At 64.3% G+C, this 25,571-nt stretch carries 23 protein-coding genes; 10 read left to right on the top strand and 13 right to left on the bottom strand.

Features of this window, described 5'->3' with window-relative positions; all coding sequences use genetic code 11:
• Positions 1 to 267: 267 nt before the first annotated feature.
• On the bottom strand, positions 268 to 1,002 hold the full coding sequence (locus NZK81_RS13365; protein ID WP_260046612.1) for a hypothetical protein: 735 nt from the start codon (positions 1,000 to 1,002) through the stop codon (positions 268 to 270).
• Between the two features lie 261 nt (positions 1,003 to 1,263).
• The gene (locus NZK81_RS13360) at positions 1,264 to 2,457 is read right to left on the bottom strand and encodes an amidohydrolase family protein (RefSeq protein WP_260046611.1); all 1,194 of its coding nucleotides are present in this window, start codon (positions 2,455 to 2,457) and stop codon (positions 1,264 to 1,266) included.
• 180 nt (positions 2,458 to 2,637) lie between these two features.
• On the opposite strand from NZK81_RS13360, the gene NZK81_RS13355 reads away from it, so the two are divergent.
• The 4 genes from NZK81_RS13355 (at position 2,638) to NZK81_RS13340 (ending at position 6,897) form a co-directional block, all read left to right on the top strand.
• Positions 2,638 to 3,732 (top strand): acyl-CoA dehydrogenase family protein, encoded by a 1,095-nt coding sequence (locus tag NZK81_RS13355; protein ID WP_260046610.1) that lies wholly within the window; start codon positions 2,638 to 2,640, stop codon positions 3,730 to 3,732.
• Positions 3,729 to 4,934: an acyl-CoA dehydrogenase family protein gene (locus NZK81_RS13350; RefSeq protein WP_260046609.1), complete on the top strand. Its 1,206-nt coding sequence runs from the start codon at positions 3,729 to 3,731 to the stop codon at positions 4,932 to 4,934. The genes NZK81_RS13355 and NZK81_RS13350 overlap by 4 nt, the downstream gene beginning before the upstream one ends.
• Before the next feature lie 37 nt (positions 4,935 to 4,971).
• Positions 4,972 to 5,952 (top strand): NAD(P)H-dependent flavin oxidoreductase, encoded by a 981-nt coding sequence (locus NZK81_RS13345; RefSeq protein WP_260046608.1) that lies wholly within the window; start codon positions 4,972 to 4,974, stop codon positions 5,950 to 5,952.
• A 162-nt stretch (positions 5,953 to 6,114) separates the two neighbouring features.
• A complete protein-coding gene (locus NZK81_RS13340; RefSeq protein WP_260046607.1) occupies positions 6,115 to 6,897 on the top strand; it encodes an enoyl-CoA hydratase-related protein in 783 nt (260 codons plus the stop codon).
• 90 nt (positions 6,898 to 6,987) lie between these two features.
• On the opposite strand, the gene leuA is transcribed toward NZK81_RS13340, so the two are convergent.
• Positions 6,988 to 8,655, bottom strand: a complete 1,668-nt coding sequence (gene leuA, locus NZK81_RS13335) for a 2-isopropylmalate synthase (RefSeq protein ID WP_260046605.1) — start codon at positions 8,653 to 8,655, stop codon at positions 6,988 to 6,990.
• Between the two features lie 303 nt (positions 8,656 to 8,958).
• Here leuA and NZK81_RS13330 point away from each other — a divergent pair, with 303 nt between their 5' ends.
• On the top strand, positions 8,959 to 10,098 hold the full coding sequence (locus NZK81_RS13330) for an epoxide hydrolase family protein (protein ID WP_260046604.1): 1,140 nt from the start codon (positions 8,959 to 8,961) through the stop codon (positions 10,096 to 10,098).
• On the opposite strand, the gene NZK81_RS13325 is transcribed toward NZK81_RS13330, so the two are convergent.
• The 5 genes from NZK81_RS13325 to miaA all read right to left on the bottom strand — a co-directional run bounded on the left by NZK81_RS13325 (position 10,099) and on the right by miaA (position 15,196).
• On the bottom strand, positions 10,099 to 10,404 hold the full coding sequence (locus NZK81_RS13325) for an I78 family peptidase inhibitor (RefSeq protein WP_260046602.1): 306 nt from the start codon (positions 10,402 to 10,404) through the stop codon (positions 10,099 to 10,101).
• 171 nt (positions 10,405 to 10,575) lie between these two features.
• Complete coding sequence (gene ilvC / locus NZK81_RS13320) at positions 10,576 to 11,595, bottom strand: ketol-acid reductoisomerase (RefSeq protein WP_260046601.1); 1,020 nt, start codon at positions 11,593 to 11,595, stop codon at positions 10,576 to 10,578.
• 107 nt (positions 11,596 to 11,702) lie between these two features.
• Positions 11,703 to 12,221: an acetolactate synthase small subunit gene (gene ilvN / locus NZK81_RS13315; RefSeq protein WP_260046600.1), complete on the bottom strand. Its 519-nt coding sequence runs from the start codon at positions 12,219 to 12,221 to the stop codon at positions 11,703 to 11,705.
• A 28-nt stretch (positions 12,222 to 12,249) separates the two neighbouring features.
• Complete coding sequence (gene ilvB / locus NZK81_RS13310) at positions 12,250 to 13,992, bottom strand: biosynthetic-type acetolactate synthase large subunit (protein WP_260046598.1); 1,743 nt, start codon at positions 13,990 to 13,992, stop codon at positions 12,250 to 12,252.
• A gap of 217 nt (positions 13,993 to 14,209) precedes the next feature.
• Positions 14,210 to 15,196, bottom strand: coding sequence for a tRNA (adenosine(37)-N6)-dimethylallyltransferase MiaA (miaA, locus tag NZK81_RS13305; RefSeq protein WP_260046597.1), 987 nt, complete (start codon positions 15,194 to 15,196; stop codon positions 14,210 to 14,212).
• Here miaA and serB point away from each other — a divergent pair.
• The gene (gene serB, locus NZK81_RS13300; protein WP_260046596.1) at positions 15,189 to 16,073 is read left to right on the top strand and encodes a phosphoserine phosphatase SerB; all 885 of its coding nucleotides are present in this window, start codon (positions 15,189 to 15,191) and stop codon (positions 16,071 to 16,073) included. The genes miaA and serB overlap by 8 nt on opposite strands.
• 174 nt (positions 16,074 to 16,247) lie before the next feature.
• On the opposite strand, the gene NZK81_RS13295 is transcribed toward serB, so the two are convergent.
• The gene (locus NZK81_RS13295; protein WP_260046595.1) at positions 16,248 to 17,501 is read right to left on the bottom strand and encodes a CaiB/BaiF CoA transferase family protein; all 1,254 of its coding nucleotides are present in this window, start codon (positions 17,499 to 17,501) and stop codon (positions 16,248 to 16,250) included.
• A gap of 195 nt (positions 17,502 to 17,696) precedes the next feature.
• Between NZK81_RS13295 and NZK81_RS13290 the strand changes: the two genes are divergently transcribed.
• From NZK81_RS13290 to NZK81_RS13280, 3 genes are all read left to right on the top strand, one after another.
• Complete coding sequence (locus NZK81_RS13290) at positions 17,697 to 18,491, top strand: SDR family NAD(P)-dependent oxidoreductase (RefSeq protein WP_260046594.1); 795 nt, start codon at positions 17,697 to 17,699, stop codon at positions 18,489 to 18,491.
• Positions 18,492 to 18,579: 88 nt separating this feature from the next.
• On the top strand, positions 18,580 to 19,065 hold the full coding sequence (locus tag NZK81_RS13285) for a VOC family protein (protein WP_260046593.1): 486 nt from the start codon (positions 18,580 to 18,582) through the stop codon (positions 19,063 to 19,065).
• A 153-nt stretch (positions 19,066 to 19,218) separates the two neighbouring features.
• Positions 19,219 to 20,475: an MFS transporter gene (locus NZK81_RS13280; RefSeq protein WP_260046592.1), complete on the top strand. Its 1,257-nt coding sequence runs from the start codon at positions 19,219 to 19,221 to the stop codon at positions 20,473 to 20,475.
• A gap of 7 nt (positions 20,476 to 20,482) precedes the next feature.
• Here NZK81_RS13280 and NZK81_RS13275 read toward each other — a convergent pair whose 3' ends face one another.
• Positions 20,483 to 21,505, bottom strand: a complete 1,023-nt coding sequence (locus NZK81_RS13275) for a LacI family DNA-binding transcriptional regulator (protein ID WP_260046591.1) — start codon at positions 21,503 to 21,505, stop codon at positions 20,483 to 20,485.
• 267 nt (positions 21,506 to 21,772) lie between these two features.
• Here NZK81_RS13275 and NZK81_RS13270 point away from each other — a divergent pair, with 267 nt between their 5' ends.
• The gene (locus NZK81_RS13270; RefSeq protein WP_260046590.1) at positions 21,773 to 22,975 is read left to right on the top strand and encodes an acyltransferase family protein; all 1,203 of its coding nucleotides are present in this window, start codon (positions 21,773 to 21,775) and stop codon (positions 22,973 to 22,975) included.
• Between the two features lie 92 nt (positions 22,976 to 23,067).
• On the opposite strand, the gene NZK81_RS13265 is transcribed toward NZK81_RS13270, so the two are convergent.
• The 3 genes from NZK81_RS13265 to NZK81_RS13255 all read right to left on the bottom strand — a co-directional run bounded on the left by NZK81_RS13265 (position 23,068) and on the right by NZK81_RS13255 (position 25,569).
• Positions 23,068 to 24,237, bottom strand: coding sequence for a thiolase family protein (locus tag NZK81_RS13265; protein WP_260046589.1), 1,170 nt, complete (start codon positions 24,235 to 24,237; stop codon positions 23,068 to 23,070).
• Position 24,238: 1 nt separating this feature from the next.
• The gene (locus tag NZK81_RS13260) at positions 24,239 to 24,646 is read right to left on the bottom strand and encodes a Zn-ribbon domain-containing OB-fold protein (protein WP_260046588.1); all 408 of its coding nucleotides are present in this window, start codon (positions 24,644 to 24,646) and stop codon (positions 24,239 to 24,241) included.
• Positions 24,647 to 24,837: 191 nt separating this feature from the next.
• The gene (locus tag NZK81_RS13255) at positions 24,838 to 25,569 is read right to left on the bottom strand and encodes an alpha/beta fold hydrolase (RefSeq protein ID WP_260046587.1); all 732 of its coding nucleotides are present in this window, start codon (positions 25,567 to 25,569) and stop codon (positions 24,838 to 24,840) included.
• Positions 25,570 to 25,571 lie beyond the last annotated feature (2 nt).

Raw genomic sequence — 25,571 nt, 5'->3', positions numbered from 1 at the left:
CGAAGGTCCATCGAATAGGCTCGAACCATGCCATGCTGGCCTCCTTGCCCAGCAGGCATCATGAATCACATGCAACCGCGATTGGGAAGCACATACCGAGTCAATGCAATGTCATCTCGCTCTAGTCGCCGCGGGGTGGGTCGTCTCCCGCGTGCGCTTTTCCTGGTTCTCCGGTCATTGCACTGCCCGGTCGAGAATGCCCAAAGCTGTCGGGCGTCCGCCCGATGGCCGCTTTTCAGAGGAAACAAGAAGCGTATTCGGGCTCCTCTATTCTGTAGTGACCTCAATTGTACGGATGCCACTGTTCCCGGTGCGTTTGTTGCGAGCAGAGAGGGTCAGTTCGTAGTGGCCTTTGGCCGGCAATTTGACATCACCCGAAAAGACGCCGGGCGAAGTGTCGAAGGCAAGTTTGCTCTTGGCGAGCTGTAAGCCTTCCTTCCAGACCGTAGCACTCACTTCATACTCGTCGGCAGGCCATAGTCCATCAGGCTCGATCGGGCAGCCACACATCGGCATCACCTTGGCTGAAATTCTGACCAAGCGGCCATCAACTCTTGTTTCTGGATTGATGACAAGCCCTGGCAGCTCAACGGTCCACCCGTCGCCGATCATGGCATTCTCTCCGGGCATGACCCAACGTTGCTGGCTCACGTGAACGGCAGATTCCGGATAATCGAGAGGGCCATATGCATCGAGTTCAACCAGGGTGGGCTTGCTGATGTCCAGCGTGGCCGAAAATGCCGCCTCGGATCCGTCTGCACGAAGCGGACTGCGGCCATTGGATTTCATAATCCGTGCCGTGTTGCCCGTTCCCCCCTCTGTACGCCCCTCGGCAAGCACGGTGCCGCTCTTCGTATCGCGCAGGACAATGCGTACCCCTCCCATCGAGGAGCCGACAAATTTTGCGTCTTGCGCGATGACCCGCACAACGATGCCAGTTGGTTCGGCCAGGACAGGCGCCGCTCCCAGAGCCAGCACAGCCGCCAACATAATGCGATACATCCGAGCCTCCTCAATGGACCTCATATCGCCTTAGGTCAGGCAGAAGCCGGTCTCAAACCACTTTCAGCGAAGAGCAGGCGAGGCTTTCGGAAAAGAGGCAAGGCTGGGCAGGATATGTGACGTCAGCAATCGGGGCGTTTCCGGCCATCTTGCCGCCCAGATCTGAAAGGCCAAGTCTCGGGATCTCCCGCAAGTGGGCGAACGAAATGGAGCGTCGCTGCTGGGCACCTGTCTTGTCCGCGAGGGGAGAGTCTTCACTCGCTACGAAATATCGAACCCGAACACCCGCGCCGCATTCTCGCTCAAGGCCTTGCGGGTGTCCTCTTCCTTCAGTCCCTCGGTCATCTTCAGTGCCACGTCACGTGAATGCGGCCAGATCGTTGCCGAGTGCGGATAGTCCGACGAGAACATCGTCATGCTCGACAGCCAGGGCCACAGGCCGGTGCCGATCATCTGGTAGCCGGCATAGTCGTCGACATTGGTGGTGAAGACGTTCCGGCCGATGAACTCGGTCGGGCTGTGCTTGAGCTTTACCGGGAACCACGATTTCTGGATGTCCCAGTGGTGCTCCATGGTCTGCACCCAGAATGGGGCCCAGCCGCAGTCGACCTCTGCGCCGACCATCTTGAGGTTCGGGTACTGGTCGAACACTCCGGCGAAGATCAGGTAGGAGAACGGTCGCAGGCACGAGAAATAGCGCGTGACGATGCCGCCGATGGAGACCTTGTCTTCCTGAAGCCGGTCCCAGTCGGTCGCGTCGGGCGGGCCGCCGTGATTGCGGTGCATGCACAGGGTCATGCCCAGTTCGTTCGCCGTCTGCCAGATCGGGTGGTAGTGCGTGGGGTGGTTATACGGGATCGTAGGATTGCCCGGTATGTACATGGCCCGGCAGCCTTTTTTTACCACGCGCCTCATCTCGGCGACGGCATGTTCGATGCCCAGTTCGGTGGGGTTGATGGCAAGGCCGCACAGGCGCTGGGGATCGCAGGCTTGGAAATCATCAAGGATCCAGTCGTTGTAGGCGACGAACCCGGCAGCGGCGACTTCCTTGTCCGGGTGGACATAGAAGATCGGCCCCATGCCCGGATAGGTCACTGAGGCCCAGGTGCCGTCGATGTCCATGTCCTTCAGGTGCTCGGCGCCGTCGTAGTTGCCGGGGCGCAGCTGGTCGTAGCGTAGCCCGCTCATCCGGTAGTCCTTCTTGTCGAACCCGGCCATGGCTTCGAGGCCATACGTGCGTTTGGGCGGGGTGCCGTCGATCGACCAGCCTTCGCCGCCGTCCCTGCCCTCGATCACGCGCGGCGCCTTGTCCTTCAGGTGCTTGGGGAAGCGGTCGAGGAACAGGTTGCGCGGTTCGTTGATGTGGTTGTCTGCGCTGATGAGCTTGATGCCCAGTTCGTCGATCCGGTCACGAGCGCGACCTTGGCTCGAGGGTTCGAGAGCGGCAGTGGCCATGGTGATTCTCCCATTCTGTCGTTGCCGCGAGCATACCCGAACAAATCAATGTAGCAAGCGCTTGGTTTTTACCGTGAGGGCGATGCGCTTGTCTTGTCGGTCAGGTGCGCGGGGTGCCTGCTTGATGTGCTTTCCGGCATGTCCTAGCGCATGGCAAAAGGGTGAGAGGGAGGTGCCGGCTTGTCAGTTCTGCACGACGAGGCGCAAAGGGCGATCACGGAGGAGACCCGGCGGGTTCTGGCCGCGCGCATGGACTTGAAGCGACAGCTAGAACTGCTCGATAGCGTGGGCGAATGGGACGAGGCATTCTGGCAGACGGCTGTCGAACAGGGCTGGACGGCACTGGCTGTGCCCGAGGAATACGGCGGGCTCGGTCTGGGGCTCATCGAACTTGGGCTGGTCGCGCAGGAAGCAGGCCGGGCGATTGCCGGTGCGCCGTTTCTGACCGGTGGACACGGGACTGTCCGCGCACTTCTGGCGACGGACGACGCGGCGGCGCGGGCGCACTGGCTGCCGCGTCTGGCCGCCGGTGAAATCCGGTGCGCCTTTGCGATGCCGCAGGGCGGAAGGGCATTTCAGGCCGATGCCTCCGTCACTTTCACCGAAGGGCGTCTGAACGGCACACTCTCGGGCGTCGTCGGTGCGCTGGCTGCGGACATTGCGGTGTCCTGTGTCTCGGGTGAGACCGGATCGGCGCTGGTGCTTTTCGAACTGGCCGATGTCGACCGGCGCCCCATAGCCAGTTTTGACAACGGCCGTCTGTTTGCGGACCTCGTCCTTGCCGATACGCCGGCAACCCTGCTTGCGCAGGGCGAGAAGGCGGATGCCATCGCGATGGAGGCCATCGCGCAGATGGCGGTGCTGGCCGCCCATGAACAGGTCGGAGGGGCCGAGGCGCTGATGTTCGCTGCGCGCGACTATGCCCTGACGCGCAAGGCATTCGGCCAGCCCATCGGCGCGTTCCAGTCGGTGAAGCACCGCATTGCCGAACTCTATGGCCTCGTCGAGATCGCGCGCGCCAATTGCTTTCACGCCGCAACGCGCGAGGGTGAGGCGGACTTCCTTGAGGCTGCGGCCTGCGCGCGCCTGACCGCGACCGAGGCTTACGATACCGCTGCGCGCGATGCCGTCCAGATCCACGGCGGTGCCGGGGTGACATGGGACGGGGGGCTCCATCTGCACATGCGCCGCGCGCGCAGTCTGGCCATCGAACTTGGCCACGCGCTGCTCTGGGAAGACCTGCTGGCGACTGAACTGACGGGAGTAATGCCATGATCGCTCTGGATGAATGGCAGGAACGGGCCCGGCAATGGCTGGCTTCGCTGGAGGTCGAGTTCGGGCGCGACGCGCGCGCGGGACTGTCTCAGGACGAGGATCTCGCCGTCGGGCGTCGCTACATGGCGGCGAAGTACGCGGCGGGCTTTTCGGGGATCACGATCCCCACCGAGTTCGGCGGGCAGGGGCTCACGCCGCTGCACAAGGTCGTGTTCGATACGCTCGAGGCGGCAGCAGCCATGCCCATGGGCTATTTCGGGGTCTCCACGGCAATGCCGCTGCCGCTGCTGATCCGCTATTGCCAGGACAAGGCATGGGCGCGCGAACGCGTCGTGGCCGCGCTCAAGGGAGAGGAGATCTGGTGCCAGCTCTTCTCCGAGCCGGCCGCAGGGTCCGACCTTGCCGGCCTGCGCACCCGCGCCGAGCAGGGCGATGCGGGTTGGACCATCAACGGGCAAAAGCTGTGGACTACCTTCGCGCAATATGCCGATTACGGGATCATGATCGCGCGCTCCGATCCAGCCGTTCCCAAGCACAAGGGGCTCACCTTCTTCTGGGTCGACATGAAGGCGCCGGGCGTCACCGTGCGTCCGTTCCGTCTCGCCAATGGCGATATCCAGTGCAACGAGGTCTTCTTCGACGATGTCGCCGTGGCGGACAGCCAGCGCTTCGGCGAGGTCGGCGCGGGTTTCCGCGTGGCAATGGAAACGCTGATGATCGAACGCTACGCGGCTTCCGATGCCGATGGCTTCGGGCCGTCGCTCGCCGCCTTCATCGAACTGATGCGAGGGCTGGATCTTGGCGGCCGGCCTTTGCTCAAGGACGGGCGTGTGCGCAGTGCCATTGCCCGCAACCATGCGCTGCGCACCGGCCTCGATGCGATCCGCCGCCGCGCCATGCTGGCTATGGAAGCGGGCATGGAGCCGGGGCCGGAAGGCGCGCTCAACAAGCTGTTCTCCGTCCGCAGCCGACAGAAGCTGTCGGAACTCGCACTTGATCTGCAAGGTGCAGCAGGCCTCTCCTACACCGAAGGTGGCTATACGAAGGCCGACTGGGGCTCTAGCTGGATGGGCGCTCCGACGATGCGACAGGCTGGCGGAGCGGACGAAATGCTGCTCAACACCATCGCCGAGAAGATATTGGGCTTGCCGCAGGACCATCGTCCAGACAAGGGCGTGCCATTCAATGCGATTCCGGCCTAGGACGGCGCGATAGGGAATAAAGGGAGCAAGAGCGAAGATGGCATTCAAGACCCGCATTACCGAGATGCTCGAGATCGAGCACCCGATCGTCCAGGGCGGCATGCAGGGCGTGGGGTATGCCGAGCTGGCAAGTGCGGTGTCCAACGCGGGCGGCCTCGGCACGCTCACCGCGCTGACCCAGCCGAGCCCCGAGGCTCTGCGCGAGGAAATCGAGAAGTGCCGCTCGATGACCGACAAGCCCTTTGCCGTGAACATCACCGTGCTGCCCACCATCCTGCCGCCCGACTACAAGGGCTATGCCCAGGCGGCGATCGACGGCGGCGTGAAGATCATCGAGACCGCCGGCACGCAGGAAGTGCGCGAGATCTGGGAGATGGTGAAGCCGCACGGCATCAAGGTGCTGCACAAGTGCACCGCCGTGCGCCACGCGCTTTCGGCCGAGCGCCATGGCTGCGACATCATCTCGATCGACGGTTTCGAATGCGCGGGTCACCCCGGTGAGGACGATATTCCGGGCCTGATCCTGATCCCCTCGGCGGCGGACAAGGTGAAGATCCCGATGCTGGCCTCGGGCGGTATCGGTGACGGGCGTGGTCTCGTTGCGGCGCTGGCGCTCGGTGCCGAAGGCATCAACATGGGCACCCGCTTCTGCGCGACCAGGGAAGCGCCGATCCACGACAACGTGAAAGCCAAGTACGTCGAGAACGACGAGCGCGGCACCAACCTCATCTTCCGCAAGTTCAAGAACACCGCACGCGTGGGCAAGAACGACGTTTCGGACGAAGTTGTCGAAATCTCGGCGCGTCCGGATTCGACCTTCGAGGACATCCGCCATCTCGTCGCCGGCGCGGTGGGCCGTGAACTGCTGCAAACTGGCGATTTGTCCAAGGGCATCTTCTGGGCCGGGATGGTACAGGGCCTGATCCACGACGTCCCGACGTGCCAGGAACTGATCGATCGGATCATTGGCGATGCGGAGCAGATCGTGAAAGGACGTCTGGGCGAAATGCTCGCCTGAGGGCTGTGTTTCTCGAATTCGTCATTGCGAGCGGCGGAGCCGCGCGGCAATTCAGTGCCGGCGCAAACCACCCTGGATTGCTTCTCCCCGTTTCACGGGGCTCGCAATGACGACGAATATAGTATGACTCTTTGAGTGTCAGGCCTGACCGGAGAAATTTCAATGGCTTATGAGCATATCCTCTATTCGCTCGAGGATGGGGTCGCGCGCATTTCGCTGAACGATCCGAAGACCATGAACGGCGTGACCGAAGCCATGGGGCACGAGATGGTCGATGCATTCGATCATGCCGCCAAGGATGCCCGCGCGGTGCTGGTGACGGGTGAAGGCAAGGGCTTCTGCTCGGGCGCGAACCTTGCCGCTGCGCAGGACATGCTGTCCGATCCGATGCGCGATGTCGGCGGTCAGCTCGATCGTGCCTTCAACCCGGTGATCATGGCGATCAAGCGGATGGAGCAGCCCGTCGTCACTGCCATCCGCGGCCCGGCTGCCGGGTACGGTGCGGGGCTGGCGGCGGCAGGCGACATCGTCCTGATGGCGGACAATGCCTTCTTCTTCTGCGCCTTCTGCCATGTCGGCCTCGTCCCGGATGGCGGCGCGACCTATTTGCTGGCGCAGGCGGTCGGCCGCGTGCGGGCCATGCAGATGATGCTGCTGGGCGACAAGATCGACGCCCAGACCGCGCTCGACTGGGGCCTTGCGACCAAGGTCGTGCCGGAGGCCGATCTCGATGCCGAAGCGATGAAGCTGGCCAAGGGGCTAGCCGTCGGGCCGCGTTCGCTGGGCATGATCAAGCGCATGGCTTGGGACGCACTCGATTCCAGCCTGGAAACCGCACTGCAGGCCGAACGGCGCGGCCAGCGCGATGCCGGGCGGACCGAGGATTTCCTCGAGGGCGTGAATTCCTTCCTCGAGAAGCGCAAGCCTGTCTTCAAGGGGCGCTAGTAAGGACTCGTCTCATCCCCCCGGGCTGAACCGGGGGATCAGGACAAAGAACCCTCCCTGTCTTGCGACGGGGAGGGCTTTCTTTTGTGATCAGGCCGCGTTCGCCGCGCTCAGTACGGCGCGTACGCTGGCAGTGGCGACGTCTTCGTCGATGCCCACGCCCCAGACGGTCTGGCCATTGGGAAGCACGCATTCGACATAGGCCGCGGCACGCGCATCGGAGCTCTTGCCCATCGAGTGTTCGGCATAGTCGCGCACTTCGAGCTGCACGCCGAATGTCTCGGCCAGCGTCGCCACGACCGAGGAAATCAGGCCGTTGCCCTTGCCCGAAACGGTCCGTTCCTTGCCGTCGACGCCGATCTTGCCGGCAAAGACGCGGGTGCCGTCGGCGCTCTTGGCCTCATCCCAGTCGATCAGCTGGAAGTGCTGCGGCTCGTCCAGGCGGTAGGCCTTGCGGAAGACCTGCCAGATGTCGCTGGCCTGCAGTTCGCGGCCCAGTTCGTCGGCCAAGTCCTGCACGTGCTTGGAGAAGTGCGCCTGCATGCGCTTGGGCAGCTTGAGGCCCTGATCCTGCTCGATCACCCAGGCAAAGCCGCCCTTGCCCGACTGCGAGTTGACGCGGATCACCGCCTCGTAGTTACGGCCCAGATCGGCGGGATCGATCGGCAGGTAGGGCACGGACCAGATCTGGTCGTTGCGCGTTTCCTGCGCAGCGAAACCCTTCTTGATCGCATCCTGGTGTGAGCCGGAGAAAGCGGTGAACACCAGTTCGCCGCCATAGGGGTGACGCTCGGGAACCTTGAGCTGGTTGCAGTATTCGACGGTCTGGATGACTTCGTCGATGTCCGAGAAATCCAGTTCCGGATCAACGCCCTGCGTGTACATGTTGAGCGCGACTGTCACCAGGCAGCAGTTGCCGGTGCGCTCGCCGTTGCCGAACAGGCAACCCTCTACGCGGTCGGCGCCAGCCATCAGGCCCAGTTCCGCCGCGGCGACGCCGGTGCCCCGGTCGTTGTGCGTGTGCAGGCTGATCACCGCGCTTTCGCGGTTGGGCAGGTTACGGCAAAAGTACTCGATCTGGTCGGCGTAGATGTTGGGCGTTGCCGCCTCGACCGTTGCCGGCAGGTTGAGGATGATCGGGTGTTCGGGGGTGGGCTGGAGAATATCCATCACCGCCTCGCAGCACTCTATCGAGAAATCGAGTTCGGCGGTCGAGAAGGTCTCGGGCGAATATTCGAAGTGCCACTTGGTCTGTGGGTACTTGGCCGCCTGATCGCGCAGCACCTTGGCGCCGTTCACGGCGATCTGGCGTACTTCGGACTGCTCCATGCCGAAGACGACCTGACGCCACAGCGGCGAGACCGCGTTGTAGAGGTGCACGATGGCGGCATGCACGCCCGCCAGGCTCTCGAAGGAACGCTCGATCAGGTCTTGGCGCGACTGGGTCAGCACCTGCACCAGCACGTCCTCGGGAATGCGGCTGCTGTCGACCAGACCCCGGATGAAATCGAACTCGGTCGCGCCCGCGCTGGGGAAGCCGACTTCGATTTCCTTGAGGCCGACATTCACCAGCAGGTCGAAGAAGCGGGTCTTCTTTTCCGCGCCCATCGGATCGATAAGGGCCTGATTGCCGTCACGCAGGTCGGTGGAGAGCCAGCGCGGCGCCTTGGTGATGACGTTGGACGGCCACTGGCGGTCCTGCAGCTGGATCTGCGGGAAGGGGCGGTACTTGACCGAAGGGTCTTTCAGCATAGTCATTGGTGTGTCTCGCTCGGGAATTCTGCTCTTCAGGTGTCGTCGTTTCAGGTCCCTTGAGCGCCGAGCGCGCCGACCGGACGACGCGTCACCTCACGCCCAAGGGCGGGTAAGTCGCAGAAGTAGGCCGAGCCGGATAGTCATGCAGGTGCCTATGGGGATGGCGGACCGCGATGTAAAGAGGAAAGGGCGCATTACCGTGGTTTCCCGGAGGCAAATTGGCCGAGACGGCACGCGTTTGTGCCGCAAGGGGCAGGGGACATCGGGCGGGTTCGCATACCTGCCTAACCGCGATAGGATGATGGCATGACCGAAATTCGCCCCTTCCGCCTTGCCATTCCCGAAGCCCAGATCGATGATCTCAAACGCCGGATCGCCATGACCCGCTGGCCGGAAAAGGAGCCGGTGGACGACTGGTCGCAGGGAACGCCGCTCGGCGCGCTGCAGCGGCTCCTGGCCTATTGGGCCGATGGCTACGACTGGCGCCGGTGCGAGGCGCGGCTTAATGGCTTCGGGCAATACCTGACAGAGATCGACGGGCTGGACATTCATTTCATCCACGTGCCTTCGCCGCATCCGCAGGCGGTGCCGCTGATCCTGACGCACGGCTGGCCGGGTTCGGTGGTCGAGTTCATGGAAGCGATCGGACCGCTCAGCGATCCGGTCGCGCACGGGGGAAGGGCCGAGGACGCGTTCCACGTCGTCGTGCCCTCGCTGCCCGGATACGGCTTTTCGGGGAAACCGACGGCGGCAGGCTGGAATGTAGATCGGATTGGCCGGGCCTGGGCCGAACTGATGCGGCGGCTGGGCTACGAGCGTTGGCTAGCGCAAGGCGGAGACTGGGGCGCGATCGTGACGACGGTGATGGGCGGGCAGGCACCGCTGGGCCTCGCCGGCATCCACACCAACATGCCGGTCGCCCGGCCCACGCGCGAGGACTATGCCGACCCCAGCGCCGAAGTCGCCGAGGCCAGGGCTGCGGGCGAGAAGTACAAGCAGTTCGATTCCGGCTATTCGGCGATCCAGTCGACCCGGCCGCAAACCATCGGATATGGCCTCGTCGATTCCCCGGCGGCGCTGGCGGGCTGGATCTACGAGAAGATGTGGTCATGGACCGACAATCAGGGGGAGCCCGAGGACGCTTTGTCGATGGATGCGATCCTCGACAACATCTCGCTCTACTGGTTCTCGGCCAGCGGGGCGTCGGCCGCGCGGCTCTATTGGGAAAGCTTCGGCGCCATCGCCAAATCGGACCCGGTCGAGATCCCGGCGGCCGTTTCCACTTTCCCGCGCGAGATCACCAAGGCGCCGCGCAAGTGGGCCGAGCGCCTGCTGCGCAACATCGTCTACTGGAACGCGGCCGAACGCGGCGGGCACTTCGCGGCATGGGAAGAGCCCGCCCTCTTTGTCGAGGAAGTGCGCAAGGCCTTCGCGCTTATGCGCTGATCAGTTGCACTGGAACTTTTCGATCATGCCCTTGTCGTCGAGGAAGATGTTCAGGCGTTCGGGGCGGTAGTCCATCGTCATCGCCGAGCCGGGCTTGAGCACACGGATCGGCTTGTCGCCGCGCCATTCGCGGATGCGCGCAAGCACCGCATCGCTGGCGGGCTGGCCGACATAGGCGCCGAGCTGTTCCGCGCCGCAGCCTTGCGGGGTGGGCGGGGCCGGTGTGGGCGCAGGCGGCGGTGTCTCGGTCGAACAGGCGGCGAGCGAAAGCAGGGTTACAATGGCGGCAAGACGGGGGGCTGTCATGGGCATCTCCTTGACGAAGGCGCCTAGCTTATCGCCGATGAACGTCGGTGCAACCGCAAGCGTCGATGCCCGGACGCAAAAAAAAAGAAACTCCCGGTCCTGCACTGGCGGGACCGGGAGCTTCTTTTCCGAATGTCGGTGAGGCGTCGTTTGCGTCCGGCCCGCAGGCCGTCAGTTCTTGGTCTTGTCGACCAGGGCGTTGGCGCCGATCCAGGGCATCATGGCGCGCAGCTTGGCGCCGGTTTCCTCGATCGGGTGGCGCTTGGCCAGACCGCGGGCAGCCTTCAGCTCGGGCTGGCCGGCGCGGTTGTCCATCACGAAGGCCTTCACGAAGCGGCCCGACTGGATGTCGTCCAGAACGCGCTTCATTTCCTTCTTGGTTTCTTCGGTGATGATGCGCGGGCCGATCGTGATGTCGCCGTATTCGGCGGTGTTCGAGATCGAGTAGCGCATGTTGGCGATGCCGCCTTCATACATCAGGTCGACGATCAGCTTCAGCTCGTGGAGGCACTCGAAGTAGGCCATTTCCGGCGCGTAGCCAGCTTCCACCAGCGTTTCGAAGCCAGCCTGCACCAGCGCGGTGGCGCCGCCGCAGAGCACGGCCTGCTCGCCGAACAGGTCGGTTTCGCATTCCTCGCGGAAGTTGGTCTCGATGATGCCCGAACGGCCGCCGCCGACGCCCGAGGCGTAGGCAAGGGCGATGTCGTGGGCATTGCCGGTGGTGTCCTGCGCGATGGCGACGAGGCAGGGCACGCCGCCGCCACGCTGGTATTCGCTGCGCACGGTGTGGCCCGGGCCCTTCGGCGCGATCATGATCACGTCGATGTCGGGGCGCGCTTCGATCAGGCCGAAGTGGATGTTGAGGCCGTGGGCGAAGGCGAGCGCCGCGCCGGGCTTCATGTTGGCGTGCAGGTCGTTGGCGTAGATCGCGGCCTGATGCTCGTCGGGGGCGAGGATCATGAGGATGTCGGCCCAGGCAGCGGCCTCGGCGTTCGACAGTACCTTGAAGCCAGCGGCTTCGGCCTTCTTGGCGGTGGCCGAACCTTCACGCAGCGCGATGGCGACTTCCTTGACGCCGCTGTCGCGCAGGTTCTGGGCATGGGCGTGGCCCTGGCTGCCGTAACCGAGCACGGCAATCTTCTTGCCGGTGATCAGGTTGATGTCGCAATCGGCGTCGTAATAGACCTTCATTTCTCTTTCTCCGTCATCCCGGCAAAAGCTGGGATCGTTATCGATCAAGCGCATCGCCATCCGGCCAGCGATCCCAGCCTTCGCTGGGATGACGCGCAACGTAAAACTCAGGCTTCCTCGGCGCCGCGGATCATCCCGACGACGCCGGTGCGGCCCACTTCGACAAGGCCCAGCTCGCGCATGATCGCCACGAAAGTGTCGATCTTGTCGGGCGCGCCGGTCAGCTCGAAAATGAAGCTGGAGGTGCTGGTGTCCACCGGCTTGGCGCGGAACACGTCGGCGATGCGCAGCGCCTCGACGCGCTTTTCGCCCATGCCCGCCACCTTGATCAGCGCCAGTTCGCGCTGGACGAAGGGGCCTGCCTCGGTGAGGTCGACGACCTTGTGCACCGGCACCAGCCGTTCGAGCTGGGCGTGGATCTGGTCGATCTGGCTCGGCGGGCCATGGGTGACGATGGTGATCCGGCTTACCGAGTGGTTCTCGGTGATGTCGGCGACGGTCAGGCTGTCGATGTTATAGCCGCGCGCGGTGAACAGGCCGGCGATCTTGGCGAGAATGCCAGCCTCGTTGTCGACCGTAACGGTCAGGACGTGCCGCTCCTCGGCCTCGTGCTTGATGTGCATCATTTCTCTGGGTTTCCTTGAAAACCGCGGCTCAGACGAGCGCCTTGGCCTCGTCGTCCATGGTTCCGGCGACCGTATCGCCGTAGAGGATCATGTCGGTGTGCGCCGCGCCCGAGGGGATCATCGGGAAGCAGTTCGCTTCATTGTGAACGCAGCAGTCCACGATCACCGGGCCGGGATAGTCGATCATGGCCTGGATGCCGTCATCGAGCTCGCTTTCCTTGGTGATGCGGATGCCCTTCCAGCCATAGGCCTCGGCCAGCCTCACGAAGTCGGGCAGGCTATCCGAGTACGAGTTCGAATAGCGGCTCTCGTAAGTCAGCTCCTGCCACTGGCGGACCATGCCCATCCACTCGTTGTTGAGGATGAAGATCTTGACCGGCAGGCGGTACTGCGTGGCGGTGCCCAGTTCCTGGATATTCATCTGGATCGAAGCGTCGCCCGCGATGTCGATGACGAGGCTGTCCGGGTTGCCGAGCTGCGCGCCGATGGCGGCAGGCAGGCCATAGCCCATGGTGCCGAGGCCGCCTGAAGTCAGCCACTTGTTCGGGCCGAAGAAGTGGAAGTGCTGCGCCGCCCACATCTGGTGCTGGCCGACTTCGGTCGAGATGATCGGGTCCATCGGCTTGGTCAGCGCGAACAGGCGCTGGATCGCGAGCTGCGGCATGATCGCATCGCGGTTGTCCGGGAACGAGAGGCTCTTCTTCTCGCGCCAGGTGTCGATGCGGTCCTTCCACGCGGTCAGGTCTTGCGGCTTGCGGTCGCCCCACAGTTCGAGGATCTGTTCGAGAACCTGCGCGCAGTCGCCGATGATCGGCAGGTCGACCGGGACCGTCTTGTTGATCGAGGACCGGTCGATGTCGATGTGGATCTTCTTTGAATTGGGCGCGAAGGCATCGAGGCGGCCGGTCACGCGGTCATCGAAGCGGGCGCCGACGCAGACGATCAGGTCCGCCTGGTTCATCGCCATGTTCGATTCGTAGGTGCCGTGCATACCCAGCATGCCAAGCCAGTCGCGGCTGTCGGCCGGGAAGGCGCCCAGACCCATCAGCGTCGAGGTGACGGGCGCGCCGGTCTTTGCCTGCAACTCGCGCAGCAGCGCCGTGGCGCGCGGGCCGGAATTGATCACGCCGCCGCCGGTATAGAGCACCGGAGCCTGTGCCGCTGCGATCATCGCGACGGCCTGCTCGATCTCCTCGCTGGCGCCCTGGGTGCGCGGTGCATAACGCTGGCGGCGCTGGAGCGGACCGTCATTCCAGGCCGTGGTGGCGACCTGAACGTCCTTGGGAATATCGATCAGCACCGGGCCGGGACGGCCGGTGGTGGCGATCTGGAAAGCCTCGTCGATCACCGCGGCAAGGTTGGCCGGGTCCTTCACGAGGTAGTTGTGCTTGGTGCAGTGGCGCGAAATCCCGACGGTATCGGCTTCCTGGAAGCCGTCGGACCCGATCAGGCTGGTTGCGACCTGGCCGGTGATGACGACGAGCGGAATCGAATCCATGAAGGCATCGGCAATGCCGGTGATGGCATTGGTTGCGCCCGGGCCCGAGGTGACGAGCACGACGCCCGGCTTGCCGGTCGAGCGGGCATAGCCTTCGGCCGCGTGCGCGGCGCCGGCCTCGTGACGCACCAGGATGTGACGGATGCGTTCTTCGCCGAAGAGGGCATCATAGATCGGAAGCACGGCGCCGCCGGGATAGCCGAATACGAATTCGACGCCCTGACGAACGAGGCTTTCAACCAAGATGTTTGCGCCGCTGCGCTCTTCACTCACAACACATTCCTTTTCGAACCGATACACGCCCGCAATTATCGGGCTGTATCTTGAAAGCGGGCATCCATAGTCGGAATGGCTCGGGAAACAAGCGTTTCCCAAAGTTCCTCGCTTTCCAATGAAACCGACCCGACACGACAGGGCCGTGCCGGGTCATCCTCTCCTCCCTGCATACTTCCATCAGCAGGTATTTGCGGCCTCTATGAGAACGTATGTGTTACGTCAACCATAAATTGCGCAATAAAATTATATTAATATCTATATTATAGAAATTTTGAAATTCGATGCGAGGCCAATCTTTCGGTGGCTGGTGGCGCAGCCAGGTATATTGACGCTTGGCGTAGTTGCGCGTTGCTTGCGCACCGCGGGTGATGGCCTCGTCTAGAGACCATGAATCGGCCGCGACTCCGGCAAGCTCGGGAACGCCGATGGCGCGCATGACGGGAAGGTCGGGATCGAGTCCGCGTGCCAGCAGCGCCTCGACTTCGTCCATGGCGCCGCGCTCGATCATGCGTTGGAAGCGCAAGTCGCACCGCGCGTAGAGCGCCTGGCGTTCGGGCAGGAGGATCGCTGGGAACAGGGTGACGCCATGCCCGATGCCGCCGGTGGTCCGGGCCTGCCAGTAGGCGAGCGAGTGCCCGCTCGATCGTACGACCTCCAGCGCGCGGGCGACGCGGGTGCTGTCGGCCGGGGCAAGCCGGGCGGCGCGTTCCGGGTCCTCGATCAGGAGCGCGGCATAGGCTTCCTCGACGGGCAGAGCGCGCACGGCCTCGCGCACTTGCGGGTCGATCGGCGGGACCGGCGCGATGCCTTCCAGCAGGGTGCGTATATAAAGGCCGGTCCCGCCGACGAGGATCGGCACGGCGCCTTCGCCGTGGATTTCGGCAATCGTTTCGCGCGCGGCCCGTGTCCAGTCGGCGGCGGAGCAGGCCTGCGCGCCGTCCCATGCGCCGAACAGGCGATGCTCGATGCCGCCCATGTCCTCTCGCGTGGGGCGGGCGCTGAGCACTGTCAGGTCGGCGTAGACCTGCGAACTGTCGGCATTGACGATGACGGCGCGCCGTCCGCGCCGTTCCAGTTCCTGCGCCAACGCCACGGCACAATCGCTCTTGCCGCTCGCGGTCGGCCCTGCGATGAGCGCCAGCGGCGGCCGGTCACCGGCGGCGAGATCGAACGTAGCATCAAGGGAATTCGCAGTGCTCATTGCCCGGCTGATAGCAGAACCGGATCATCTTTCGACCAGACTCGACGCGGCGAAGGCGGATCTTGAGAAAACGGGTGTGCGAATCGCTTCGGCATCGATGCTCGATTTCTGCGGGCAGACGATGGAGATCGACTCGCCCGATGACGATGTCGCCGCGCTGCGCGCCGGGCTCGATGCGCATTTCGCGCCCAGCGACGGCCTTGTCTGCCGCGAGGAACCCGCGATCCCGCGCGTGTTCATTTCGGACATGGATTCGACGATGATCGGCCAGGAATGCATCGACGAACTGGGCGATTTCGCAGGCCTCAAGGAGCATATCGCCGCCATCACCGAACGCGCGATGCAGGGCGAGCTGGATTTCGAACAGGCCCTGCGCGAGCGCGTAGGGCTGCTGGAAGGGCTGTCCATCGATGCGATCGACCAGTGCCTCACCGGTCGGATTCGTCCGATGGCCGGAGCGCGGGTTCTGGTCCAGACGCTGAAGAAGCTGGGTTGCCGCACCGTGCTGGTTACGGGCGGTTTCCATCACTTCGCCGATCCCGTTGCGGAATGGCTGGGTTTCGAGCAGGTCGTGGGCAACCGCCTCGAAGTCTCGGGCCGCAAGCTGACCGGCGGATTGGTCGGCGGGATCGTCGACAGCTCGGTGAAGAAGGCCACGCTGGAATCGCTGATGGCAGAGGAAAGCGAAGGGGCGACGAGCCTTGCCACCGGCGACGGCGCCAACGACATCCCGATGCTGGAAGCGGCGACCTACGGCATTGCTTATCGCGCCAAGCCCAAGGCGCGCGCTGCTGCCAACGGCTGGATCGACCGGGGCGACCTCACCAGCGTTCTCAGCCTGCTGGGTATCGATCGCAGCGAGTGGGTCGAGGAATAGGAGCCTCGCGCGACAGCGCATTCGCGGGGTGGGCAGGCTGCGCCAGATCACCTTATGAATAAGACATTCGTCATTGCGAGCGAAGCGAAGCAATCCAGAGCCGCTTGACACCGCCCTGGATTGCCGCGGCCCTGCGGGCCTCGCAATGACGATTCACAGTACGGTGATTACGCCTTAGAGGACCTTCTTCTCCTTGAGCTCGGCGATGCGCTCCGCGCTGTAGCCGAGTTCGCCCAGCACATCGTCGTTGTGCTCGCCCAGCATTGGCGGGGCCATGCGGATCGTGGCGGGGCTCTCGCTCATCTTGGCCAGCGGGCTCTCGATCAGGTCGACATAGCCGGCCTCGGCATAGGCATGCGGGGTGCGCGCGCGCAGGTTGCGGTGCCGGACCTGCACATCGTCCCAGACGTCGGCCAGTTCGTTGTACCTGGCGGCGGGAATGCCCACGCCGTCGAGCATTTCCTGAACCTTCGCGGTGGTGAACTGGCGGCTCCAGGCGTTGATGATGTCCATCAGCTCGGCCCGGTTGGTCTTGCCCCGCTTGAAGTTGGAGTCGAAGCGTTCGTCGGTGAACAGTTCGGGCTGTTCCATCAGCACGGTCAGGCGGCGGTAGTGCTCGTCGGTGCCGGCGGTGAGGTAGATGATGCCGTCCGAGCAGTAGATCAGGTCGGCCGGGCCGCCGCCGTTGCCGCCGTTGCCGAGGCGCGGCGGGGCGTTACCGCTGATCAGGTAGTCCTGCATGATGTGGCTGACCATCGCCACCGAACTGTCGAGCAGGGCGATGTCGATGTACTGCCCTTCGCCGGTCTGGTTGCGGTACATCAGCGCGCCCATGATCGCGAGTGCGGTGTTGTGGCCGGTCACGAAGTCGACGAGGCTGGGGCCGGTCTTGAGCGGGCCGGCGCCGGGCTGGCCTTCGGGAATGCCGGTGACGGCCATCATGCCGCCGGTCGCCTGGAACAGCCCGTCATAACCGGGCCGGGCGGCCATCGGGCCGTCCTGGCCGAAGCCGGTGACCGAGCAGTAGATGAGGCGCGGGTTGATCTTCTTCAGGCTCTCGTAGTCGAGGCCGAAGCGTGCGAGGTCGCCCACCTTGTAGTTCTCGATCAGCACATCGGCGGATTCGACCAGCTTCTTGAGGATCTCCTGGCCTTCCGGCTCACGGTGGTTGACCGTGATCGAGCGCTTGTTGCGGTTCGAAACGGTGAAGAAGCTGGAATGGTGCGTTTCGATGCCGTCCTTGCCGGGAACCCATGAAAAGCCATAGCCGCGCCCGTCGTCGCCGACGCCGGGGCGTTCAACCTTGATGACATCCGCGCCGAGGTCACCGAGGATCTGGGCGCCCACAGGGGCCGCGAACACACGGCTCATGTCGATGACGCGAATGCCTGAGAGGGCGCTCTTGTTGGCGGGGGCGGTCTGGGTCATGGTCCTCTCGGTCACTTCTCGTCGGTTTCGTGTGTGCGGACATTAGCCAGCGCGCTGGGGCGGGCCAAGTTGGGCGGGCCTGCTGATCGCTCAGACGATCAAGCGCGTTTACCGCGCGGGTCAGACTTGGTCGCGCACGGAAAAGGGCGCTAGCGCGGCTGGAACGGCCAGCAAGCAAGAGATGGAACGGGTACTATGGGCGAGATGAAAGTGGCGATCATCACCGGTGCGGGCAGCGGCATCGGTCTGGAAACGGCAAAGCTCCTGCACGGGGAAGGCTTTGCGATCGTCGGTGTCGGCCGCTCCAGGGAAAAGCTGGCCACGCTCGAGGCTGAAATTGGCAATCCGGACCATGTCCTGTCGATCAGTGCCGATGTCACCGATCCAGCAGCGCCACAGATGATCGTCGATCAGACGCTCGAACGCTTCGGCCGCATCGATGCGCTGGTGAACAATGCCGGTGTCGGCAGTCCCAAGCCGCTCGACGAAACCGACGATCCGACGCTGGACTACTTCCTCGACATCATGCTGGTCGCGCCGTTCCGCTTGTGCCGCGACGTGATCCCGCACCTTTCGGAAGGGGCGAGCGTGGTGAACGTCACCAGCACTTTCGCGCATATCGGCGGACGCCGCGGCGGGGCCTATTCGGCGGCCAAGGGCGGTCTTAAGTCGATGACCGAGCACATGGCCTGCGAATACGGCCCGCGCGGCATCCGCTCGAACTGCGTGGCGCCCGGCGTGACGATGACCGACATGGTCGCCCACCGCTTCGAGGACGAGATCTTCAAGCGCAGCAATGTGGAGACCACGCCCTATCCGCGCCTTGCCCAGCCCGAAGACATCGCATCGGTCATCGCTTTCCTGTGCCTGCCCGGCAGCGAGATGATCAACGGCCAGTCGATCGTCGTCGACGGCGGCTGGACGGCGACCAAGTACCTCTCGCCGCGCGTGACGCGCACGAAATGGGTGGAGCCCGACGAGGAAGCCTGAGCCCTTTCCGCTGCGGTCAAGCCGATGCGATTGCCGGTCAATTCACGATCCGTGATAGTCGCTCGCACATGGCCCGGGAGAAGAGACGATGATCAGAGGCATCCATCACATCGGTGTGAACTGCCGCGATATGGCGCGGATGAAGCGCTTCTATTGCGAGGCCTTCGGCTTCGAACCGGTCGATGACGAAGGCTTTTCCTGGGTCGATCAGGAGGTGATGGACTACATCGTCGACGTGCCGAAATCGGCCGCAAGGGGTGTCATGCTGCGGGCCGGGACCTGCTATCTCGAGCTGTTCGAATACAGCGCGCCCGAATCCGATCTGGAGCGGCCGCTGCGGCCCTATGACCGCGGCTACACCCATTTCTGCATCGACGTGACCGACATCGAAAAGGACATGGCGCACCTCAAGGCCTGCGGCATGACCTTCAACGATCGCGAGTTCGTCGACGCCGGCCACGTCAAGACGCTCTACGGCTACGATCCCGAAGGCAACGTGATCGAAGTGCAGCAGTGCACCCCGGCCAACGGCTTTACGCTGGAAGAGCTGCGCGAAAAGGCACCGGCGGACTGATCCGGCTTTCCATCGAAGACGATTAGCAAGGTGGCCCGGGCATTCGGGCGGCCTTGTCCCCGCGTGGGAACCTTGCCCCGCTTCACGGGCAGGTTAAGCAAGGTCAAACGATGCGCCGGAAAAGGGCGTGCTCGCAGAGGGGAGGCACAGGGCTTGGCCAAGGAAGAGTTGACCGCGACACAGGAATTCCGTCGCCACTGGCCCTTGATCCTCGCAGCCGCGATCGGCTTTTCGTTCACGTCGGTCATCACGGCGGCTACCGGCCTGTTCATCGGGCCGATCAGCAAGGAATTCGGCTGGAGCCGCGCGCTGGCGTCATCGGGCGTGTCGATCACCGCCGTGCTCGTATTCGTATTCTCGCCGCTGTTCGGGCTGTTCATCGACAAGTGGGGCGTACGCCGCATGGCGATCCCCGGGCTCGTGCTGATGGCCTTGATAATTGCCTCGTTGAGCCTGCTGAACGGATCGGCCTGGCAATGGTTCCTAATCTGGACGCTCTATTCGGTGGCTGGTTTGATGACGAAGTCGACCGTCTGGACCGCCTCGGCCAACAGCACGTTCCATGCTGGACGCGGGCTCGCGCTGGGCCTCGTCCTCTCTGGCAGCGCGCTGGCCCAGGCGTTTACGCCGCTGCTGTCCGAATACCTGATCCGCACGCAGGGCTGGCGCATGGCTTTCGTATGGCTGGCGGCGGGCTGGGGATCGGTGGCGGTGCTGCTGTGCCTGTTCTGGCTGCGGGACGGATACGAGCTCAGCCGCAAGGCGAGGGAGGCCGAGCCCGCATCGCCGGCGCCGCGCGCGCTTCTGGACGTGCCAGGCCTCAGCGTCTCGCAGGCCTTCCGTGACCCGGCCCTGTTGCGCATCGCGGTCTCCACGTTCGTCATCATGACCGTGACCATCGGGCTTGTCGTCCATCAGGTGCCGATCCTGACCGAGGCCGGCTTCAGCCGGTCGGCCGCCGCGCTCTATTCGCTGCCAGCGGGGCTGGCGGGGATCGCCGGAAAACTCATTACCGGCTGGCTGCTGGATCGGTTCCCGGCGCGCTGGGTAGGCGGGCTGACGATCGGCGCGACGTCCGTCACGTTTCTCCTGCTGCTGATGCCGGATGCGCCCGCCGCCGCGATCATCACCGCGCTGATGATCAACGGCTATGCCGGGGGCACCAAGCTGCAGTTGGTCGGCTACCTGACCGCTGCCTATTCGGGCATGCGCAATTTCGGGGCGATCTTCGGCATCATGGCGAGCCTGATCGCCGCCGGATCGGGGCTGGGCCCGGTCGTCGGCGGTTTCATCTATGATATATGGAACAGCTATGGCCCCGGGCTTTGGGGTGGCTTCGTGCTGACCCTCGTCAGTGCACTGCTCCTGCTCGGTCTTGGCCCCTATCCGGACTGGAGCCGCAAGGCCTGACAGCGGGTCAGGCCACCGCTGCCGGCTCGACGGAGTCGCGAATGGCGAGTTCGGCCTCGAATGTCGCAGGTGCCCCGGCTGGTTGCGTGTCGTCGGAGGAGGGGGCGGCCTCGATCCGCGCCACCGCCGCGCGGGCCATCTCTTTCCAGGGGACGCTCATCGACGTGAGCGCAGGCAGGGTCCTGAGGGCGAGCGGGGCATCGTCGAAACCGACCACCGAAAGCTGCGAGGGCACAGAAACGCCCGCCTGCGCGGCGGCGTGAAGCACGCCTGCCGCCATCTCGTCGTTGCAGGCCGCGATAGCGCTGGGCCGGGGGCTGACTTCCATCAGGAGCCGGCCGGCGGAAACGCCCGATGCGAAAGTGTTGTCTCCGGTCACGATCAGGGACGGGCCGCGATCGAGCCCGTGGTCGGCCATCGCGTCGAGATAGCCCAGTTCGCGCTGTTGGGCGGTCAGCGAGCTTTCCGGTCCGCCGACGAGGCCGATGCGCTTGTGCCCGAGCCGGACCAGCCAGTTCACCAGCCTCGCCATGGCCGTGCGGTCGTCACAGGCGAGCCCGTGGTCGCCGCGCACCCGGCCGAGCCGCACGCAGCGCACCTGCGCTTCGGCGCACAGTTCCGCGAGGTCCTCGCGCTCGGAAAGCGGGGGCAGCAGAACGATGCCGGTCGGGCGCAGCCGGTCGAGGAAGGCGCGCAGGCGCACGGCGGCGTCCTGCGAGGCCATTTGCTGCAGCACCAGCGCCAGTTCACTGCCTGCCAAGGCTTCGGTCATGCCCGTCTCGACCAGTTCAAGCACGCCGCGATCCGAATTGTCGTGCACCAGCGCGATGAGGAAATTGCGCTGCAGCGCGAGCGCGCGTGCCTGGGCATTGGGGACGAAACCCGTATCGGCAATCACCGCTTCCACTTTGGCGCGCGTATCGGCACTCAGCAGCTCGGCGTGATTGAAATAGCGGCTGACCGTCTTCTTCGAGACGCCGGCAAGCTCGGCGATCTCGGTAATGGTCATGCGCGCGGACGGAACCTTCATTCGGCAATCCTTCACGGTCCCCGGTTGCGGGACCACCCTGGTTAAGTCGGAACGACCCTAACGAAACGGGACGAGGAAGTAAGTCTAGATTTCAAGCCCGTGGCGGCCGCGCATGCGGTCGATGGCGATGCCGGCTGTCCAGGAACACGCGACGAGGCGTTGCACTGCAGCGTTTCCGGGGGCAAGCGGGCGATTGCAGAGTGTGATTAACGCGCCTAAGGCTCCTCGGCTCTAGCCACCGCGCTTTCGCAACGAACCTGGGACGTAATGAAGCCTGCATCGCCGCAACGCCACTATGGGATGGACTGGCTACGCATTGGCGCATTCGTCCTGCTGATCTTCTATCACGTCGGTTTCAACTTCACGCCTTGGGGATACCAGACGCCCACGCGCGGCGTGGTGAGCTGGGCCGAGATTCCGTTGCTGGGTCTGAGCCCGTGGCGCCTGTCGCTGCTCTTCGCCATTTCCGGCTATGCCAGCGCGGCCTTGCTTGCCAAGGATGGCGGCAACACCGGGCCGTTCTTTCGAAACCGGCTGGCGCGGCTCGGCATCCCGCTGATTTTCGGCCTCATCGTGGTGGTCCCGCCGCAGCCCTACATGGGGCTGGTCAATTCGGGCTACGAGCATGGCTATCTCTACTACATGCTCCACGATGCCTTCAGCTTCCAGAAGGTGCGCTACGAATACGTGCCACGTACCATGCACTTGTGGTTCGTGGTCTACCTGCTGGCCTATACGGCGGGGCTGTGCGCCGTGCGCGCGGTACTGCCGCAGTCCGGGCGCGATGCCATCCGCAAGGGTGCCGAGCGCGTGTTATCCGGCCCGGCACTGCTGCCCCTGGGGATTCTCGGAGTCTACCTTGTGCGCGAATACCTGCCGCACGGCTGGACCGACATGCACAGCATTCTCGAAGACCGTGCAGCGCACCTCCATTACGGCGGGATGTTCCTGTTCGGCTTCCTCCTGCGCCAGTCGGAGGCGCTGCGCCAAGCCATTGCGCGGCAATGGAAGCTGGCGGCGGTGCTTGCCGTTGCCGGCTTCGCATGGACCGCCGGGGACACCATGATCTTCCCCGGCAACACGCCCACTCCGCCGCAATGGCAGGGGCCGCTGTGCTTCTCGAAATCGGTCCAGAGCTGGAGCACGGTGATCGCGCTGTTCGGCATCGCCGACCGTTTCTGGAACTACGATTCCAAGTGGCGCCCGACGCTCGCCGAAGCGGTGTTCCCGGTCTACATCGCGCATCAGACGATCATGGTCTTCGTCAGCTACTGGGTGCGCGACAAGGGGCTTACCGCGCTGCCCGAATTCCTGCTGCTGTGCAGTTCGGTGGGGATCGGTTCGTGGCTGTTCTATCTTGTCGGCCGCGAGATCGGGCCGCTGCGCCCGTTGATCGGCCTCAAGCGCCATCGTGCGCCGAAGCGGGATAATACGCCGAGCGGGCCGGAACTGGCCTCGTCTACGACCTGACAGGGGCGATCTGCCGAGCCTGATCTGGAATAATTCTGGATCGAACCGGCCCCGCGGGAGGAGAGCCCGCGGGACCGGAACTTGGTGTAAGCTCAGTCCTTGGCCAGCAGCAGCGCTGCCGCCATCGGGCCGCCTCCAGAGGTGGCAACGGCCACCTTGGGATCGCCCGGGATCTGGCGTTCGCCGCCGAGCCCGCGTAGCTGCGTCACGGCCTCGTGCGCGAAGCCGAAGCCGTGCAGACGCCCGGCGCCGAGCTGGCCGCCGTTGGTGTTGAGCGGGAGTTCGCCGTCGATCGCGATGCGCGAGCCGCCCTCGATGAACTTGCCTCCTTCACCCTTCTCGCAGAAGCCCAATCCTTCGAGCCAGGTGATCGGCAGGAAGGCAAAGCCGTCGTAGAACTGCGCGGTGTCGACGTCGGCGGTGGTGTAGTCGGTGTGCTTCCACAGGTCCTGGCCGGTCTCGTAGGCGGCGAACCAGTCGACCTGATCCCACGAGTAGCGGTCGACCGAACCGGCCATGGAGGCAATGCGCACCGGCTCACACTTCACTTCGTCGAGCGCGTCGCCGGCCGAGACGATGATTACCGTCGATGCGTCGGAGAAGCGGTCGCAGTCGTAGAGGCACAGCGGCGTCGAGATCAGGCGCGCCGACATGTACTTGTCGAAGGTCAGCTCTTCCTTGGTGATCGCCCGGGCGCGCGGGTTCTTCATCGCGTTCCTGGAGCCGTTGAGGGCGATCTGCGCCAGCTGTTCGCGGGTCATGCCGTACTCGTGCATGTGCCGCGAGGCGTATTGCGCCACCCAGCACGCCGCCGAGGTCGCCCAGAACGGGCTGGTCCACTGCGAGGCGCCCGAGACGGTCGGCTGCTTCATGCCCGACATGTAGACTTCGGGATTAGTCATGCCGCCGGCCTCGTAGACCGTGCGGAAGCAGATCACGTGGCGGCACAGGCCCTGCTTAACGGCCATGGCGGCCATGCCGATGGCGGAAAGCTGCGCGGGCTGCTCCATCGCGCCCATGTGCCACTTGGCATCGATGCCCAGCGTGTCGATCAGGTCGTCGGCCCCGATCGGCGAGAAGGCGAGGTAGCCCGGCGACTTGCCGGGGAAAGTGAAGACGCCGTCGATCTGGTCCAGCGTCAGGCCGGCATCGTCGAGCGCTTCGCGCACGGCGTCGAGAGTGAGCAGCATCGGGTGACGCGGCAGGCGCACGCCAACTTCGGACTGGCCGATGCCGGTGATGTAGGCTTCCTTGCTCGCCATCTCAGTTCGCTTTCTCGAAAAGGGGATAGAAGATGCCGTCCTGCTCCTCGAAGGTGACGCGCACGGCATCGCCGAAATTCACGTCCTCGACCGGGCAGTTGACGATGTTCGTGGTCAGGAACACGCCGGGCACGCCGTCGAGCGAAACGCGGGCGATCACGTAGGGAACTTCCAGGTCCTTGGCCCAGGGCTGGTAGTTGATCGTGAACGTCTCGACCACGCCCGTTCCGGCGACGGCTTCGGGGGCCACGTTTTCGGACAGACAGTGGCGGCACAGCACCCGGGGCGGATGGGTGTATTGTCCGCAGTCACCGCACTTGGTGATGTTGAGCTTGCCTTCCGCGCCGCCAGTCCAGAAGGGGGTGTTCTCCTGTTCCAGCCTGGGCTTTGGGCGAGGGGGATTGGACATCGCATGCTCCGGGTCAGATCTACATGAGCGGGGCGGTTCCAGAACATCCGGTGAGCTGCTGCATGGCCGCTTCGACCGTGCCGTTCTCTACGGATCCTTTCCCTCCCGATGAGCCCGGACAGTTCGCACGGCCGGGCGAAAGGTCAAGTGGCGCAAATCATTGATCGTGGCTGCGGTCGAAGCCCGCGCGGTCAGGTCGCCTGCGAGCGGGCGACGACCTCGATCAGCATGTCGGCGACCTTGCGCGGCTCGGTGAGCATCAGGTCGTGGCCGGTATCGATCTCGAACAGGTGATCGGCCTCGAAACTGCGGTGCCGCAGGGCGTCGGGGCGCACGGCAAGCGTCGGCGTGCAGTTGATGCTGGTGCGCGGGATGCGCCGCATTTCGGCCTCGCGCGTGAGCCGCAGCTTTTGCGTGAAGCACTTCCAGGGTTGCGGCGAGAGGCGCGATTTCGCCCAGGCGTAATCTTCCGGATCGGGCAGGCCAAAGGCCTGTACGGCAACCTCGTCGGGCAGTTCGACGACTTCGACGCCATTTTCCACGCGCATGAAGCCGTGGGCCATGTCCATCATGCCCGGCGCAACGTCGGTCAGCGATTCTCCGTCCCTGGGATGCGAGGCGTCGAGGAAGACGAGATGTCCCACGCGCTCCAGTGCCTTGTCCGCAACCCCTGTTATGACCATCCCGCCATAGGAATGTCCGGCAAGGTACACGTCGTGCAGGTCCTCGTGGAACAGATAGCTGGCGATGTCCTCGATATGGGTGTCGAGGTCGATTCCCGCGTGCAGCATATGGCGCCGCTCGCCCAGGCCGCTCAGCGTCGGGCAATGCACCTCGTGGCCCGCCTCGCGCAGCAGCGCTGCAAGCCGGGTGTAGCACCAGCCGCCGTGCATGCCGCCATGCACCAGCACGAATGTCGCCATGT

The sequence above is a fragment of the Novosphingobium mangrovisedimenti genome (genome assembly GCF_025153475.1).
In the GTDB taxonomy this organism is placed as follows: Bacteria; Pseudomonadota; Alphaproteobacteria; order Sphingomonadales; family Sphingomonadaceae; genus Novosphingobium; species Novosphingobium mangrovi_A.
This window is presented reverse-complemented; position numbering and strand designations above follow the sequence as displayed.

Excerpts from the sequence above, each read along its gene's own strand:
- NZK81_RS13365 (WP_260046612.1), bottom strand. The coding sequence starts at position 1,002 with ATGTATCGCATTATGTTGGCGGCTGTGCTGGCTCTGGGAGCGGCGCCT.
- NZK81_RS13360 (WP_260046611.1), bottom strand. The coding sequence starts at position 2,457 with ATGGCCACTGCCGCTCTCGAACCCTCGAGCCAAGGTCGCGCTCGTGAC.
- NZK81_RS13350 (WP_260046609.1), top strand. The coding sequence starts at position 3,729 with ATGATCGCTCTGGATGAATGGCAGGAACGGGCCCGGCAATGGCTGGCT.
- NZK81_RS13345 (WP_260046608.1), top strand. The coding sequence starts at position 4,972 with ATGGCATTCAAGACCCGCATTACCGAGATGCTCGAGATCGAGCACCCG.
- NZK81_RS13340 (WP_260046607.1), top strand. The coding sequence starts at position 6,115 with ATGGCTTATGAGCATATCCTCTATTCGCTCGAGGATGGGGTCGCGCGC.
- leuA (WP_260046605.1), bottom strand. The coding sequence starts at position 8,655 with ATGACTATGCTGAAAGACCCTTCGGTCAAGTACCGCCCCTTCCCGCAG.
- NZK81_RS13330 (WP_260046604.1), top strand. The coding sequence starts at position 8,959 with ATGACCGAAATTCGCCCCTTCCGCCTTGCCATTCCCGAAGCCCAGATC.
- NZK81_RS13325 (WP_260046602.1), bottom strand. The coding sequence starts at position 10,404 with ATGACAGCCCCCCGTCTTGCCGCCATTGTAACCCTGCTTTCGCTCGCC.
- ilvC (WP_260046601.1), bottom strand. The coding sequence starts at position 11,595 with ATGAAGGTCTATTACGACGCCGATTGCGACATCAACCTGATCACCGGC.
- ilvN (WP_260046600.1), bottom strand. The coding sequence starts at position 12,221 with ATGATGCACATCAAGCACGAGGCCGAGGAGCGGCACGTCCTGACCGTT.
- miaA (WP_260046597.1), bottom strand. The coding sequence starts at position 15,196 with ATGAGCACTGCGAATTCCCTTGATGCTACGTTCGATCTCGCCGCCGGT.
- NZK81_RS13295 (WP_260046595.1), bottom strand. The coding sequence starts at position 17,501 with ATGACCCAGACCGCCCCCGCCAACAAGAGCGCCCTCTCAGGCATTCGC.
- NZK81_RS13290 (WP_260046594.1), top strand. The coding sequence starts at position 17,697 with ATGGGCGAGATGAAAGTGGCGATCATCACCGGTGCGGGCAGCGGCATC.
- NZK81_RS13285 (WP_260046593.1), top strand. The coding sequence starts at position 18,580 with ATGATCAGAGGCATCCATCACATCGGTGTGAACTGCCGCGATATGGCG.
- NZK81_RS13275 (WP_260046591.1), bottom strand. The coding sequence starts at position 21,505 with ATGAAGGTTCCGTCCGCGCGCATGACCATTACCGAGATCGCCGAGCTT.
- NZK81_RS13270 (WP_260046590.1), top strand. The coding sequence starts at position 21,773 with ATGAAGCCTGCATCGCCGCAACGCCACTATGGGATGGACTGGCTACGC.
- NZK81_RS13265 (WP_260046589.1), bottom strand. The coding sequence starts at position 24,237 with ATGGCGAGCAAGGAAGCCTACATCACCGGCATCGGCCAGTCCGAAGTT.
- NZK81_RS13260 (WP_260046588.1), bottom strand. The coding sequence starts at position 24,646 with ATGTCCAATCCCCCTCGCCCAAAGCCCAGGCTGGAACAGGAGAACACC.
- NZK81_RS13255 (WP_260046587.1), bottom strand. The coding sequence starts at position 25,569 with ATGGCGACATTCGTGCTGGTGCATGGCGGCATGCACGGCGGCTGGTGC.